Here is a 14,960-nt window from a genome sequence, read left to right on the forward strand (position 1 = left end):
TCCACCAAGAGTTGCTAATGGGGACTAGGCTCCTATGCTCCTTGCCGATCTTCAAGATGGCCAGACTGGACGCTCACACCTGACTTCTCAGCGATCGTCGTCTCTTGTGCTTACATAGACGCGTGCCTGGGATCGATCCTCAAGAATTACCTTTTGGATAGTTCGGTCTCGGAGAACCTCTTGGATGTTCGAAGTGGCGCTCTAGGGTCTCTCGCTGCGCGTTCAGCCGTGTGCTATTCCCTCGGCCTCATCTCGAGAGCTATCTATCAAGATCTGCTCGTTCTGGGTGAACTGCGGAACCGAGTTGCTCACCATCACCACATGCTAGATTTCTCAAGCACCGGAATGGCCGAAACCTGCGGAAAACTGAAGTTTGCCGAGACACTAGAGCGCTGGGACCGGGGCACAGGTGAACTCCTGTTCCAGCCAGAGCAACTCACTGATGCACGGGTTCGCTTCACTATGACGGTGGTTCTTCTTAGCCAGCGGCTGCTGATCAGCGCGCTAGGCACCAAGCGCGTGGCTGACGGGAACTGATCCAGTCGAATTCCGGGTTTGCTCACCTCACCGGAAGCGGCGGCTCCCGGGCGCCAACCCGCAGAGCATGGGGTCAGGTCTTCCCTGCACTGGCGACAATGTTGCAGACGTTGCCTTGCCGCTGCCACTTGCCCTTGACCCCCATCAGTCACGAGTACCCTTCAAGCCCATGACATCAATCGCTCAAGACTTGCAGCGGGTAAAGAACGCTGCTCAGGAGGCTCATGCGGAAGGCAACGCCGTACCGGTAAAGCTGGACCTGCTTCGCAAAGCCCACAAGAAGGCGCTGGACCTTGCGCAGAAACTGAAAGCTCGAATCGAGGACGACGAACTGTTGTCGGACGACGAGAGAGACCGCTTCCTCAAAGAGGTCAGCATCATCATTGCCCACTCGAAGCTGGGCGAAAAACTCAATCGCTAACCGGGATAGAGTGCCGACGTACCGACCTCAAAGTGAAGCCTTGATCGACCGCTCGGCCATTTAACAGGTGCTGCTCAATCATTTGCTACCGGCTGCCTCCAGCGTAAGCGCTTGGCAGGTGATCAGCCGGTCTTCTGAGCAGTAGGCACTGACAAGTTTTCGCCTCCCGTTCCTGACTTTCGCAATCTTCCACTACGCGCGAGGGCATGGCAAAACGCTGCCGCTGAGTGGCACGCGAATTCCGTCCAAGCCGGCGATCGGCGGTAGCCAACAATGTCGCTAAGCCCGCGGATTGCCAGAACTCGAGTTCCCTTGTGACAGGAGTACGCAGCGCGGGCAACACCTCCCAGTTCCATCTCCACTGCAGCAGCGCTACGGGCACTTTGCTTCCACTGCTTCGCGAGTTCAGTGCTCTTGAGTAGCGTGCCCCCTGTGATCATTGTGGCCGCAAGGAAGATCGGCTTTCTGGGTGCCTTACCTGAAGGAAAATTAAGCTGGAGAGAGCTGATCACGGACTCCTTCCAGGCCGCCTCTCCATATAGTGTGTCGCTGTCCAACGAAGGGGCTTTGACTCGGGGCTTTGCCGGGCCGATGCTGCCATTCCAGTCCCCCAATCGCTCCTGGACCCCTTTCAGGGTCGCCAACAGCTTCTGCACTTCGAGGACAACCGGGCTGCCCATGTCCTGATAGGTGGCCGCCTTGCCTTCAACCGCCGCAGTCACCGAGAAGTCGTTCATTCGAACTGAGAGCAACACGTCGCCGAGCGAGTACTCGGAATCGGGAAGTCCGCCGGCGATACCGACGACCAACAGCCACGTCGGATTCAGGTCCGTAATCATGGCAGTCGCAGTCGCTTGCGCAGCCGCGGGCCCTTGCTCGGGACTTCGAGTGATGGCCACGCGACAACGGTTGCCATCGATATCGTCGATCTCGGAAATCAAGTAGTCACTTCCGGTACCGTCGACGTGGCGACGCTCCGGGAAGCGGGCCAGGACCGCCTCGAATTCGTCTTCCCTGATGGTCAGGATCCCTACGTCCACCCGGCCATACAGGCTGGCAATGGACTCGGCACCCGATTGCAATGCATTGGGGCCTGGCCCGGAAGGAGGCGCGCCATCCTGGACGGCAGCTGCACCCGTCAAGCAGAACTTACTCATCAAATACTTTCTGGTGGGAAGGTCCTTGCTCTTCGAGTCCAAGGTCTCGACCTCAGCTTCTGGGGGAGCTTCAACACCGAGCGCGGTCGCCACCTTCACGCTTTCTTGGAGTCCTGGGGATGTTGCATCCTGAAGGCAAACGATCTCGTTGCCGAGGGAGTTCGGGAGAACTTGATCACGCATGGCGGAGACTCGCCGCAAGAACTCTTCGTCCGCGACCTTGAGGCTGCCAGACATGTCTCGCACTGAATCTGGATAGCTGAGTCTTGCGAACAGAACTGCGCGAAACGGGATGCTGCGCCGGAGGCAAAGTCGAACCATGCGCGCGCAGAGTTCAGCAGCCGCCGTCGAGCTTCGATTTCCGCGAAACAGAATCCATTGGCCGCTCCGCCACGGGTTGCGAGAGGCCTCAGCCAATCGGAACGACGCGCTGTCCAGTTCTGAAAGCGCGATGCGCAGCTCTGAATCGACAGCGCTACCGGCCGAAGAGCCAACGTCGCCGGCGTCAAAAAACAGCGCATACGGGTACGGCCTGAATTCGCCCGGTGTCCCATATGACTCGCACAACAGCCGCGCATCGTCGAGCAATTTTGAAAAGTCGTGACGGGCGGGGCCATTGAGCACCCCTGCCGCTCGGCGGCAGAGATCATCCAGCCTATCCTCATCCAATTGCGTGACCATCGCCGATGCCTCCGCGACGATCTTTCTCATGTCCGGACAGGTTTCTTCGCAACCGTACACGCCGAAGTAGCGACACCAGTCGCGGAGGTCATCTGCGGCTCGCTTCACGTCGCTGGCCGACACATCGACCTTGTGTCCCGAATACAAGATCCAGAGGATGAACAACCGAAGTGCGACATTGGTCGAAATGAGCCAGCGCCCCATAGCATCGATGTGACCTCGCATGACTGGACTGATGCCGGTAACCGTGGGAATGGCCGCCTCAGGCCAAAACTGCCACCACTCGTCCGCTAGCTCCCCGCTGGTGTCCACCTCCTGACAGTGCCGAGCCACACGGTCGAGAAGCCTGGGTAGCTCTTGGTCAAAAAACCAGCGGTACTTCATTGCGCCACTGTTCGCGGCGATGTAGACGTGGTGGGCGCGAAGATATTGCATAGCTCCCACATAGTCGGCGTGCTTCACACGCCGGCGCGTCCCATCCAGCGCACCCTGGAGGCGCGTCCTCAAGATCGCAAGTTCACCGCTGAGCGCCCTCACCTGGTGGTCGCCTTCGGTACATGTCGAAAGCATGACCAGATCGGTATCGTTGTTAAGCGGACGCGGACCCAGGACGTGGTTGCGGCCAACCACCTTTCCGAGCAGGCGTCCTATCTTTCTCGCCCTGGCCTCCTTGCGTGGACCGATCTCCAAACCCGGAATTTCGCCTACAACGTACCGCGTCCCGAAATCGCGACGATTGATTACGTTCGCAAACGCCTCCTCAACAAGGAGCCTGCAGAAATTAGCTCGTCTTGGCAGCCCAAAAGGCGGCTTGGCCACCAAACCGATCGCTGCTTCGCTGGTGGCGCAACGACTTAGGCGCTCGTCCTGCCAAACCTCACCTCGAGCGCAGAGGGCGTTGATATCGGAGAGCACGCTTCGGATGAGTGACTCCGATGGGGACGCGTCCGCGCCAAGCGCGATCAACGCTTGCTTCGTCTCCTCGGCAAAGCCGGCCACAAGAACTTGCGCCGCCTCGTCACTGGGATCCTTCAGTCTCGCAATCAGCCGGTTGCCGTTGCGAACGTCCCCAGGGCCCAGAGGCGCAACCCCGCCGTCGTCAAGCCTAAGGATGTCACGGTCCGCCCAAACGTCCACAAGCCACGGCGCCGGATGAGTATTGCCGTCGACGAAAGGGGCTCCGATGGACCCCGACGCGTCCTGGACGACCAGTGTTGGAACAGGGCCATGAAGGTGTCCTTTGATGGAGAGAACCTGACAGCCGAAGTTGACCGACTCGGTGGCGTTCAGGCGCTCCAGAAGCGTTCCTTCACGAGTCGCAATCTGCGCAAACAGCACGATGAACTTCTGCAGTTCGAGACCGTACACGCAGCCAATACCCCTGCTCTCCATGTAGGCCTTCAGCGCCAGCATGGTGAGTCGTTCTTCCGCCTCCCCGAAGACAGCGTCTTCGCCATGCCTGAACGCGCGATAGATCGCTCCGCCGTCCTCGACAATGGTCGGTACGGCGATGCCCAGATCAATCGCTCGGTCCAAGAAGATGGTGGCGAACCGATTCACGTCGATCACCGGGCTCGATAGACGGTCCGTTAGAGCCTTCAACGAAAAGCCTCTCCCCAGACGCACGAGATCCGTTCGCGTCTGATCCAGGCTTTGCTGAAGGCCAGACTCTCGAACAGCCTGGCGAGCCGGAATCTCCAAGTTCCGGTAGAGCCACGTGAAAGGTCTTACGCATTCCGCCACAAGCTCAGCGCTTGTTGAGACCGAAGTCGGCGTGCGATCGAAGCGGGAGGTGGTTGGGCTTATCGGCTCCACGACTGGACGCGGCAGCTTGATGCCTTTTGAAGACAGGTTCGCTTCTTCAATGAAATCCGTGTACCGGTGGCCAAACACCATCTCGGCCAAGTCACTTCTCACCTCCGCGTCAATGGGTGTTGCATCCGCAGACGCATGGCCAGCGAAGTGGCGCAGGAGGGACGTCGAAAGCAGAAACTGGAGTAGCCGGTAACGGGACTTCGGCGTAATGAGTCCTGACGCCGTCAGCTTCGCGTTCAGGCTGGGTCCCCAGCAAGAATCTTGAACCAGCTCGACCGGGTCCAATGCACCCAGCACAACGATAGGTACCAGCCTGACAGCCCAGGTCTTCGCGGAGATCCTTCGGGCATAGATGCGCAGCTTGATCGCTTGGGCTATGGGCTCCAGCCCCTCATGAGATCGGAACAGCGATGCGCGGACTCCTGCCGATGGCAGGACTGTGAAGACACGAACTTGGTGATCAAGCTGGAAGTGCGACGAGACATCGAACGGCTCCCAGCCAGGTGTCCTTAGAAGGCGTTCCAGACCACCTGCAGATATCTTGAGCGAGCGGGTATGCGGGAAGTCGACGTCATACGGGCGAGGAAAGACGGAAATTGCTCGAACGATGTCATAGCACTGCTGCACCGATTGAGAATCGTCGAGTTGCAGCAAAGGCTCGGCAAAGTTGAGCAGATGGGCCTCGTCACCTCCCGGGAGGAGCTGCGGCCGAATCCAGTCGCGATTGACTGACAAGGTCAATGTGTTGCATGAAGCCGCACCGGCTTTCTCAACGGCCGTCTTCGCGTGGAACAAGGTCGTTCCAGAGAACACGCAGTCATCCACCAGGGTAACGCGCTTGCCTTGAATGAACGAGAGGTCCATGTCAAGAACCCGGTCGCTGATGGCGATGCCACGGACAGCGGCAAGGTGCTGCTCTCGCATGCAGTCAAAGAAGCACGCGGCTTTGCGGGCCATGAAGATGAACACGTCACTGTCCATCTCCCAAAGTCGCTTTCCGAACTCGACGACGCTGGTTCGCATCTCGCCGCGAAAAGCATCCAGAAGCGTGCGTTGAGCAGCCATTTTTTTGCCTCCCCACTTCCCTCTTGCACCATAGTGTGCAGCACGCTTGAAGAAACGGGGCGGCTGGTGCGGCGGTTGCAACAGAGAGGCGAACGAGGAGCTTCGGCGGTTTCCCTATAAGAGCGAGACTCAGTCCGTCTTGCTCTGCGGAACGGAGATCAGCAGGATCCTGCCGCACATGCTGCCGATGGGGCATCTGGTCGCGTCAAAGGTTTTTTGCCCACCGGGACCAGGAATGCCCCTGCTTCTACGCCATTCCCGCTGTGGGCTTGACCACGATGGACGCGGCACTTGTGCGGGCTTGCGCGCCGTGGAGTTCCGTGGATAGGACTGCTCACGAAGCCGACGGAGCCGCTTGAAGCGGAGCGCTCGTACCAATAGAATATATCTTATGCGATCATTCTGATAAATTCTATTTGTATGCCAAAGGTTTCCAAGGCACTTCTTCTGATGCCGCCGTCAACAGCAAGCGGCCTGCAAAAGCTTGGGGCCGACCTGGCAGTCGCGAGGCTGCGCCGGCGGGAATCGCTGAAAACATGGGCCAAACGAATGGGTGTGACCGTGCCCACGCTCACGCGCCTCGAGTCTGGTGATCCGACGGTCAGTCTCGGAATTCTCGCGACGGCGCTTTGGCTCATCGGACGAGACGGGGACCTGGCGGAGCTGGCGGCACCGGAGCATGACCGCGGCGCGCTCGAACTCGACGTCAGGGAAGCGGTCGAGCTGGGCAAGGAGAGGGCCCGAGCTAGCGCTGAAGCCGCCTTGACTCGCGAGGCTCGCAAGGAGAAACCCGAATGAAGCTGGACGCCCTCTTCCTCTGGTACCTCGAGGCCGTCGAGCAACCACTACTCGTCGGTCAGTTGCGACTGGTCGAATCGGGGAAAGGGGTTTCCCTCACATATGCGAAGTCCTGGATCGAGAACGGTTTTCCGATCAGCGATGACCTTCCACTGGTCGACATCGAGTACTTGCCGCGAGGACGACTGCTGGCCGATTCACCCCGAGCAGTTGGTGCCGTCGATGATGCAAGACCCGACCGATGGGGCGAACGCGTCATTCGATACGTCGACAAGCCCGCACGGCTGTCCTTGATGGAGTACCTCTACTACGCGGGAGACGATCGATTCGGTGCACTGGGTGTCTCGACTTCTGATGCGAAATATCTGCCTCACGGAAGTCAGCCACTCCCACGGTACGAGATGGCGCAGACAGTCAGTGAAATCGTCGCCAAGGTTGAAGCATCAGAGCCGATCACGCATGCAGAACAGAAAATCCTTGCCGCCGGGGGCACGCTGGGCGGAGCACAGCCCAAGGCGCTGATGGAAATCCAAGGCGATGAATGGGTCGTCAAGTTCCCACGCAAGGACGATCCCTTGGACTCACCGCTCATCGAGCATGCTTCGATGAGCCTCGCCCGAACCGCAGGCATTCGCGCCGCAGAAACACTGGCTATTCCTCTCAAGCGAGGCCATGCCGTGGCAGTCCGACGCTTTGACCGCGATGGAAAGCGGCGGATTCACAGCATCTCGGCGGGGACAGGACTGCGAGCGGTTGCACCAGGCAACCAAGAACCCGATTTGTCTTACCCGGCACTTGCCTTGTTGCTCCGGCGAGTTGGCGTGGCAAGCGACGGCATCAACGCTGCGGACTCACGCGAACTGTTCCGTCGCATGGTCTTCAACATCCTCATCGACAACACCGACGACCATGAGAAGAACCATGCACTGCTGGTCGTCGACCCGCATGCCAATGGAAGATATCGCCTATCTCCGGCGTACGACATCCTGCCTTCGGCTGGGGCCCATGGCTATCAAGAGTTTGTTTGTGGAGCGGATGGACACGATTCAACCCTGAAAAACGCGATGTCGCAGTGCCAAGCCTTTGGTCTCAGTGCGGCTGACGCAGGGCAAGAAGTGGAGCGAGTCATCGCGGTGATAGGCCAATGGCGCAGTCACTTCAAGACGTGCGGCGTCACAGACGCCGACATCGAGTCGATCGCACAACATGTGGACGGTCAGGAGCTTCGATCTCAGCGCGAGTCGTTTTCAGCGAAGGCTTACGCTGATGCAAAGAGAAGCCCCGTTGCTCGGCGTTTCAGACGCTAGAGATGATTGGAAAAGCTACCGTCTGCGCGTACTAGAGAATCGGTTGAATGAGCACTCGTGCGATACCCAGCGATGGAGCGGACCCCGCCTCCGTGGCCAAGATGATCGGAGACATGGAAGACCTGGTAAGGCTGTTGCCCAAGGGACTTTCACGCGCGAAGCCTTGGCAACAGCGGCTGATCGATCAGTTCCTCAAGCTTGATCGACTGCTTCAGGTATTGCGTCTCACTATCGTCATGGAACGTGCCGACGTTGAGATCTGCGAGGCAGCCGCTCAACTGCACGCTGCCTGCAGGTATGCAAGCGCGTCATCAGCCAACACCCGGCTCGACCAAGTTTCCAAAGCATCACTACGTCTGTTGGCGCAGCTATCCGCCTCGGCAGTGAAGGCGTTGACATCCCCAACTAGCCAGATGACGTGATTCAAGGCCCATGACGGCGATACGGCGTATCCGTCCGGCCAACTCACCTTGCACTGCCAGTGGCTGGCAGCGCGGTGGTGTCCCCTAAACCGGTGAACTGTCCCCAAGACGTTGGACAGCCATAGCCGCGTTTCAGCGGTGATCTGAATGGGACAGGTGCAGGGATGGAGTCAGATCAACTGGTCATCCCTACTGTAGGCGCCACGGATACGTGCCTGCACGCCCGACAAGACTCGCGGGCAGATGAGATGCGATGCATCACGAGCACGCATCGATAGTCCCTGAAAGTACGTTCCCGGTACCACTTTACGGCTCACTTTGAGGCCTATCTATCGACGACCATGTGTACATGAAGTCGATCGCCAATCGCGCTAGAGCCACGCGCCGTCACTCACATCTGCCGCCTCCCGCCGGCTCGCCCTGAAGCCGCGGCCGTCACTGCCTGCGCGCTCAGCTATCCAACCGGCTGATAACCAGCGCAGCGACACCCCCATAAGAGGACGTGCCTGCCAGCGCAATTCGCATGGCGGCAGGGGCTACCTACGCCCGCAGTTTTCCATACCAAGCAATCAAACCAGCCATGGACACCCTCAAGGCGACCTTCGAATTGCCGAGCGACGCGACGAGTTATGCCTTTGAAAGCGACCCCGAGGTCCCTATCGACAGCGATTCGCCGCGAGTGCCAATAGGACAGTCTCCCGACACTTACCTCCTGGTCTCAGCCGTCGAGGCCACACCGGCACAGCGACGGATCCTGTCAGCACTCACCATTCGCAAGAACGGCGCCGGAGTGTTGCCGACGCTCCGAACCGCGACGCGAGTGGCCGCGGCCGCTGCGGCTCGCCATCCATCAAAGCGAGCCTCGGAATGGGTAGACGCGATGCGCGGGCTCCTGGACCGCCTGACCGCCTCTGCGCCGTCGGCGCCTTGGCTCGACATGTTGTGCCCAGTCGTCTCGCAGCGCTTGGCCAGCGATGTGCTGGCATCCCCTGTGCGCTGCACCTTGCCACCGGAAGCGAGGGCGCGACTGGATGCCTGGCTCGGAATTCATGTGTTCCATGCGCTCGCGCGCGGATGTGTCTTGTCCAACTCAGTAACCGATGACTGGGAGACCCTTCGCCGGACAGGCACTCCACGCAGCAATACACCGGCCGCTTGGGTCGAGGCCGCCAAACGGATGCCGCTAGATGCCACAGAGTTCCAACAAGTCTTGCCCGGCCTGCGCAATGCCCGCTTGCTCGACACGTACAAGTGGACGCTGCTAGCTTTGGCCGCTGACCTACCCGCACCGGACACGGTTGTTCCCGCTGCTGCCGGTTCCAACGCGTACCTCAACTTCAAGCAGGTCGAGGTAAATATCGGGGCCGACGAGCCAGTCGACGACGAAGGCCCAGAGGACACCGAAAGCGACGAACAGCCCACCAGCTCGGACGAAGAACCCCGCGGACATCACTCGATGATGGGCCTGCTGCTTCACCGCGCACTGCATGCGGCCTATCGCGGGCAGTTCGGCATCACCGCTGTCTATGGCGAGTTGCCACCACAGAATTTGCGACGGATCTGCATGGCATTGGCGGGGACGCTCGCGAGCGGCGCCGGAGCCGACCGCACGCGTGCCGCCGTAGCGGAGGTTCTGCTCAAGTTGCCGCTATCGCCCAAGCGCGTATTGACGCTGTCACTCGTCCGCAACGACGACGTCTGGCTCGACTTCACCAACGGCTCCATTTGCTGGAACTTCGATCGAATTCTCGAATCGCGCGCTTCTGGTGCAGGAGCAGCCGGGCGCCAATGCAAGCCGATCCGGATCCGTCTGAGCGACAGGTGCACATCGCATCTAAGACAACTCGCCGCGCTAAAGCCGGCCGCCACGTCACTGCTTGAACTGGTCGGCGGCGCAGACGATGCCGGTTCGACAAACGCATGGATCGAGGCCTTTGGGCTATTTCTACGCGATCACGGCGACGACAACTACAAGGCCTACTCGGTCCGCTTCGCGCGGTCATATCGCAGCGTCTACCTTGATCGAGGCCACGGCGCAGTCGCCGCAGCCTTGCTTGGCCTGGACTTCGCAACTGTCCCCGCGGGCATGCTTCACTACGTGAGCTTGTCCGAAGAGCAGTTGACCGCCTGGCAACTGGACGTCGACCGCTATCTCGGCCTGCACTGGACACACGTTCCGACCGCGTCGCAGGCGGCGATGCTCGGTTCCCCCATCCATCTAACGGTTGATGAATTTCGCGACGGCTGGGCTTCGCTGCAAATCGAATGTGGGGCAGCACGGAACCGGCTTGAAGGCGCAGATTCGGCGACAGCCGTCGCCGAGGCTTGGACGTCTCTCAGCATTGCCAGGCTGACCAGCTTCGTGACATTGACTCTGCAACGCGCACAGCGCTTCGACCGGCTGACCGCGGGAGCGTTGCTGACCTCTCCAGACTTTGGCTTGTTGGGCGACAAGGATGTTGACCCGTACAGGACTTGGCGCGCCGTTCCCTATGGAGATCTGACACGCCAAATCCTGCACGCCGTACGTTCAGACATCGAGGTGCTGCGTCACAAAGCCCACCGCCTAGAGCTAGATCTGCGTTCAAAGCTGGGCCAACCAGGTAGCAAGCTACCAAACCGTCTCTGCCTGTTCTTTGGGCTGGCGGTGGCAGCCGAAGCCTCTGGTGCGCGACTGCACCGCGTCGCACTGAAGCGCTTAGATGTGCAGGCCGTGACGGCGCGACAGTTCTTTGAGCGACCAGCGAACATTGGTCGACACTTTTTCATCTCTGCCCTGGCAGCGGCAAGCGTCGATACCTGGCTGATCGCCGCCATCACGGGTCACGGCCACATCGGTGCTGAAGTCTTCTCCGACTCGATGGCCGTCGCCCCCGCGCTGGCGCTACACCGTTGTGGCGAGGCGCTCAAGCCCATCCTGTCGCAGCTGCAGCTCATGCAGGTGCCAAATGGGCAACCCGTCGCGCCGGCCCTGGGCCCTGCAGCGCGTCCAGCGCCGTCGCCCATCCGAGATCCGTACCTCCATCCGCACCGCGGAAATCGCGGCAGGATCTTGCTGCCCGCGGCTGATCCGCTCACGCTGCCTTCTCTGCAGGTGGTCGGACGGGTCGAGGCACTACTCGTCACCCATGCATCGATAACCGAGCTCACCGCAGGCACCACGCCGACATGCATGGTCACCCTGGACGGCATCCATCCGACTGATTTGCTGGAGGCGCAGGCACAGATGCCTGCTTCCTTGGTCAAGGCAAACCAAGGGGTCATGTTGATGTGGGCACGTACAGGCTGCTCCAGCGAGATTCTTCAACCTCTAAACGCTCGCACCGTTGTCGCGGTTGGGAAGGCCCTGGACAACGAGTCGGTCTGCTCGGATGAGCAGATGCGCGCGGCGGGAGCGTGGATCCGTTCCATCAGCCCGGAGGTGACTTGGCCAGAGGACGATCGAGATGCCTTCTTGTCGTACTGCGCTTTGGCGCAACGATGGCATCGGTTTCACGAGGCGCCAGGCACGCTAGCAGCGTCCTCACGCGCGATCCTCTCTGCCACCGCCAATCGCGAGTCGGTGCTGCGCCTTGCCCAAGCGCACCCGACTTCCCGGTTCGAAGACCTTCCGTTCACGCCAATTCGTAGAACCGCCGCGATGGAACGCGTGCAGTTGAGGTCCGCATTGGCTGAGCTCAGACGCCAGCTTGGGGTGCAGGGCAATACCCGCGTGCCGCGAGGCGAAGAACAGCGGCGAGCGCGAGACCTCCTAAGCGCCATCGACTCGATAGACACGACCGGAGACATACCGGCGCGTCGTGCCAAGGAGGTTCTCCAGGAAGAGTGCCGCAACTGGATCGACGACACCTTGAGAGCGAGCGGCGCGGGTCGTCAGTACAGCTCGTTGCGCACCTACGGAACACAGGTGTTCATGGCGCTGGGGCTCGTCTCGACGACTGACGACATGTCCCTATGGATCGCGCCAGACTTTGTGCATTGGTTTTCACGCGCCAAACAATCGATCGGTGCTCCGGGCGCGGACGGGGATGCCGAGATGGTCGGCCTGCGTCGGTTCTTGCTGGTCGGGCGCGATCGCCTTGGATGGGATGTCCCCGACGAGCTCCTGCGAGGCGTCACCGCCTTCACGACGGATGGACAGCGAAAAGCCGCCGCGGCAACGCTGGTCTACAGCTTTGACTATACGAATGCGCGCCAGGTGATCGAACGTCGACTGGTCGAGTGGCCTGTGCTGCTCGGCGCTTCGCGCATCGATTTGCATCTGCGTGAAGCCGTTCCCCTTCGAAGCGGAGAACGGGCGACCTTATCCACCGCCTGCCTGACCGCCGACTCAGACCGGCTCATCCTGAAAAACGCCGGCTTCAGCGACAAGAAGTCGCCTGCGGCTATCCGGCTATGCACGCTACTGGGCAGCTCGGCCGCCGACGTTCGGCAATACGCGGCAGGCCGTGCACAGGGCGCGAGCGAATTCCTCTTTCTTGATCAGGAAGGCACCGACTGGTCCGTCTTCGACTCCATTGATCAGGTCGAGAACGAGGCGCTGACGTTGGTCACCGGAGACCCGTCGTACCGGCCGCACTGTGGTCGAGCCTCCGCCGGCTGCCACATCGCCTGGCCGGGGTGGGAGTCCGCCGCTCAAGCCATCTTCCATGGCCGTGCCGTGAGCGCCGCGCGAACTCAGCCAGAACGACTCGATTTCAGCGGGATCGTGCGGGCCACGATGGAATGCGGCCAAGGCCATGCCTCGACTTTCTTGACGTACTACGCATCGGTCTGGCCGCTATTGCGCGCAGTCTCGGCGAACAGGCGGCTGGCCGCCGCCGAACCCGACGATGCCTTCATCACCGCAGCACTCGGCAGCACGGACGCTGTGCGGGCGGCACGCTCGCGTGCCAAACGCCAGGACGAGCAATTCAGCGCCTGGGATGTCATCGCACGCATTGCCGCGCACCGGTGCAACCTGCCTGCGTTGGTGCGCAAACAACCCGAGCCAGTAGTTGCCACCACAACATCGAAGCCGTCGACGGGGGACGCCATCGCCAGGTATGTGCTGGCCCGCACTACCGGGATGCCTCGAGATTTGGCTGCACAACGATTCGGCATCGCCATCAGCCTGGCCGAAACCATCGAATCGAAACTTCAAAGGGGAAAGCCATGAATCCTGATCTCTTGCGCCGGCGCGGCGGTACGCCTAAACCGCGCGGTCGGCAAGCCGACATGAACGCCGGAGCCTCAGAACTCGGGAATGCGCTCCTCACGCGGTTCATGAGTCGCGCGCCGGGTGCACTGGATCTGCTGGCTCTCGATCTTGACCCGCGGCGACGCCATGTCCGCATGCTGGAAGACCTCTGTGGCAACGACCTCGCTGAGCGCCTGCGCAGTCACGCATCGTGCCTGCCTGACGACTTGCTGCTGCATGTTCGCTTCAGCAGCAAGTACCCGTGTCCTGTGAGTCCCGTGCAAATGGACGCGCTGCGTCCTCGGGTTCAGTTCGGCACGCCGGAGCGCGACATCGGCCGCTTCCCATTGATTCAAGTGGCCGATGTAGCGGCTCCCAACAACCGGGTACGTATCGGCCGGCTGACGGCACTCGTTCGCGCAGCGCTGATTTCGGCCAAGGTCGCAATGCAACTGACGAAGGAGGTTCTATGAAGCAAGAGAAAGTGCATCAAGGCTTGCGTGCGGGTGAGCTGGTTCTGATGGCCACCGCCAAGCTGCGGGAACAGGTGATCGAACGAGCTCGCCGACTTGTCGACGGCGCGGAGTACGTGCCGATCTCGGACTTTTTGCGCGAGATCGATGTGATCAGGGGCATGTTGTGCCGGCTGCGCAGTCGAGGCCGTCAATACGCCGTCGGGCTTCCGGCGGAGGTCGCTCAATCCGTGATGCTGGCTCTCCTTCTCATTCCGGATGCTCAGGCTGAGCTAGCCAGCGCCGGAGAATCGTCTCTTGCAGACGCATTCAGCTCTGCGCCCCCGGTTGAGGAACTAGCCAAGGCGAGCGACGGTGCCCGTCGCGTGGCTGAAAAGCTGTGGGGCAGCCGGGAGTCCGCGCCGACTATTGAAGCCTGGCGGCGCGAGTTGACCAAACTCGGAAGCCTCGGTTCGCTGGCCGAACAGTTGCTCACTACGGCGCGCACCCAAGACGGAAAGCCCATTGATGCAAGTGGGCAGCCGCTGGCCAACGTGCCCCCTGCCCCCAAGGCGCTGCCTTCCGCCTTTGCACAGGAAGTTGAGTTGGATGTGCGGACGGTAGACGAAGACCCGGGCGTTGCGATGGTCAAAGTTCGAGGAGCTGCCGAGCCTGATGGCGCGGCCATGAAGGGCATGTTCGAGCGTCGATTGCGGTTGCGATTCGATGAGGAATCGCACCCCGGCATCGCCAAGTTTCTCGCCCTAGCGCAGGCGACCGACGTCCGCGTTCGAGCACGAGTGAACGTACAACGCGGCCTGGGTTCATTCAACGCGAAACACGACGAGCTTCGCCTTTCCGAAGTGATCGACGAGACCGGAAGCCGCCGGCAGGTGTCGCTCCGACTTCTGGAAATGCACGTCGTCACGGGTGATCTCTTTGCCATCGGAGAACGGCCGCAACCAGCCTGAAGTTTTTCAACCGCGTCTGGCAGTTAGCTCCCCACTCGCGCACAAAGACGAACATGTGCGGCGTTGAACTCATCGTGCGCTGCCCCGGGGTGCCGCCTGCCCGGTTCGCCGCGGGGGGGGGGGGGGGGGGGGGGGGGGGGGGGGGGGGGGGGGGA

The 14,960-nt window shown here is 60.8% G+C and carries 9 protein-coding genes; 8 read left to right on the forward strand and 1 reads right to left on the reverse strand.

Translation table 11 applies throughout. The annotated features are described in order from the left end of the window. Positions 1 to 153: 153 nt before the first annotated feature. Together AC3WOE_RS30205 and AC3WOE_RS30210 are read left to right on the forward strand one after the other, a co-directional pair. Positions 154 to 537, forward strand: coding sequence for an MltR family transcriptional regulator (locus AC3WOE_RS30205; protein ID WP_492696187.1), 384 nt, complete (start codon positions 154 to 156; stop codon positions 535 to 537). A gap of 169 nt (positions 538 to 706) precedes the next feature. Continuing rightward, positions 707 to 958: a hypothetical protein gene (locus AC3WOE_RS30210; RefSeq protein WP_492696189.1), complete on the forward strand. Its 252-nt coding sequence runs from the start codon at positions 707 to 709 to the stop codon at positions 956 to 958. Positions 959 to 1,080: 122 nt separating this feature from the next. On the opposite strand, the gene AC3WOE_RS30215 is transcribed toward AC3WOE_RS30210, so the two are convergent. After that, on the reverse strand, positions 1,081 to 5,676 hold the full coding sequence (locus tag AC3WOE_RS30215) for a phosphorylase family protein (protein WP_492696192.1): 4,596 nt from the start codon (positions 5,674 to 5,676) through the stop codon (positions 1,081 to 1,083). Positions 5,677 to 6,096: 420 nt separating this feature from the next. Between AC3WOE_RS30215 and AC3WOE_RS30220 the strand changes: the two genes are divergently transcribed. From AC3WOE_RS30220 to AC3WOE_RS30245, 6 genes are all read left to right on the forward strand, one after another. Beyond that, a complete protein-coding gene (locus tag AC3WOE_RS30220) occupies positions 6,097 to 6,474 on the forward strand; it encodes an XRE family transcriptional regulator (RefSeq protein WP_492696193.1) in 378 nt (125 codons plus the stop codon). Continuing rightward, positions 6,471 to 7,781 carry a type II toxin-antitoxin system HipA family toxin gene (locus tag AC3WOE_RS30225; protein ID WP_492696195.1) on the forward strand — a complete coding sequence of 437 codons (1,311 nt, stop codon included), beginning with the start codon at positions 6,471 to 6,473 and terminating at the stop codon, positions 7,779 to 7,781. The genes AC3WOE_RS30220 and AC3WOE_RS30225 overlap by 4 nt, the downstream gene beginning before the upstream one ends. 92 nt (positions 7,782 to 7,873) lie before the next feature. Beyond that, complete coding sequence (locus AC3WOE_RS30230; protein WP_492696198.1) at positions 7,874 to 8,203, forward strand: hypothetical protein; 330 nt, start codon at positions 7,874 to 7,876, stop codon at positions 8,201 to 8,203. A gap of 580 nt (positions 8,204 to 8,783) precedes the next feature. Further along, a complete protein-coding gene (locus AC3WOE_RS30235; RefSeq protein WP_492696200.1) occupies positions 8,784 to 13,361 on the forward strand; it encodes a hypothetical protein in 4,578 nt (1,525 codons plus the stop codon). After that, positions 13,358 to 13,855, forward strand: a complete 498-nt coding sequence (locus tag AC3WOE_RS30240; protein ID WP_492696202.1) for a hypothetical protein — start codon at positions 13,358 to 13,360, stop codon at positions 13,853 to 13,855. Before AC3WOE_RS30235 ends, AC3WOE_RS30240 begins: the two co-directional genes overlap by 4 nt. Further along, positions 13,852 to 14,805, forward strand: coding sequence for a hypothetical protein (locus AC3WOE_RS30245; protein WP_492696204.1), 954 nt, complete (start codon positions 13,852 to 13,854; stop codon positions 14,803 to 14,805). The genes AC3WOE_RS30240 and AC3WOE_RS30245 overlap by 4 nt, the downstream gene beginning before the upstream one ends. Positions 14,806 to 14,960 lie beyond the last annotated feature (155 nt).

The sequence above is a fragment of the Roseateles sp. FW305-36 genome (assembly GCF_058787015.1).

Excerpts from the sequence above, each read along its gene's own strand:
- AC3WOE_RS30210 (WP_492696189.1), top strand. The coding sequence starts at position 707 with ATGACATCAATCGCTCAAGACTTGCAGCGGGTAAAGAACGCTGCTCAG.
- AC3WOE_RS30225 (WP_492696195.1), top strand. The coding sequence starts at position 6,471 with ATGAAGCTGGACGCCCTCTTCCTCTGGTACCTCGAGGCCGTCGAGCAA.
- AC3WOE_RS30215 (WP_492696192.1), bottom strand. The coding sequence starts at position 5,676 with ATGGCTGCTCAACGCACGCTTCTGGATGCTTTTCGCGGCGAGATGCGA.
- AC3WOE_RS30240 (WP_492696202.1), top strand. The coding sequence starts at position 13,358 with ATGAATCCTGATCTCTTGCGCCGGCGCGGCGGTACGCCTAAACCGCGC.
- AC3WOE_RS30245 (WP_492696204.1), top strand. The coding sequence starts at position 13,852 with ATGAAGCAAGAGAAAGTGCATCAAGGCTTGCGTGCGGGTGAGCTGGTT.
- AC3WOE_RS30220 (WP_492696193.1), top strand. The coding sequence starts at position 6,097 with ATGCCAAAGGTTTCCAAGGCACTTCTTCTGATGCCGCCGTCAACAGCA.
- AC3WOE_RS30235 (WP_492696200.1), top strand. The coding sequence starts at position 8,784 with ATGGACACCCTCAAGGCGACCTTCGAATTGCCGAGCGACGCGACGAGT.